Genomic DNA, 707 nt, shown 5'->3' with positions numbered 1-707 from the left:
ACGAAGCTGTCGAGGTCGGCGGCAAGTTCCTCGAGTTCCAGCCCGGAGACGAAGGCGCCGAGATTATAGGCATGGGTGCCGATGTCGCCGGTCGAGCCGCCGGCGCCGGAGCGGGCCGGATCGGTGCGCCAGGCCGCCTGTTTCTGGCCCGACTGCTCGATATTCTCCGTCAGCCAGTCCTGCGGATATTCCATCTGCACCAGCCGGATAGCGCCGATGTCGCCATTTTCGACCATCGCGCGCGCCTGGCGCACCATCGGATAGCCGGTGTAGTTGTGGGTGAGCACGAACAGCGCCTCGCTGTCGTCGGCCGCCTTCTTCAGCTTCTTCGCATCCGAAAGCGTCGAGGTCAGCGGCTTGTCGCAGATCACATGGATACCGCGCTTCAGGAATTCCTTGGCGGCGGCATAGTGCACATGGTTGGGGGTGACGATCGCCACCGCCTCGATGCCGTCCTTCAGCTTGGCCTCGCGGATCGCCATTTGCTTGAAGTCGGAATAGACCCGCGACGGATCAAGCCCGAGCTCGCGGCCGGAGCTTTCGGCCTTGTCCGGCGTCGACGACAGGGCGCCGGCCACCAGTTCGTAGTGATCGTCGAGCCGGGCGGCGATGCGGTGCACCGCGCCGATGAAGGCGCCCGAACCGCCGCCGACCATGCCGAGCCTGATCCGCCGCTCGCGCTTCTCGCTCGTTCCCTCGATTGCCAT

At 65.5% G+C, this 707-nt stretch carries 1 protein-coding gene; it reads right to left on the bottom strand.

Going from position 1 to position 707, the window contains the following annotated elements:
- Window positions 1–707 (bottom strand): Gfo/Idh/MocA family protein (locus C6558_RS38870; protein ID WP_146160999.1); only part of this gene is annotated, 707 nt, incomplete at its 3' end.

The organism is Ensifer sp. NM-2 (assembly GCF_003024455.1).
Taxonomy (GTDB): domain Bacteria; phylum Pseudomonadota; class Alphaproteobacteria; order Rhizobiales; family Rhizobiaceae; genus Ensifer; species Ensifer canadensis.
This window is presented reverse-complemented; position numbering and strand designations above follow the sequence as displayed.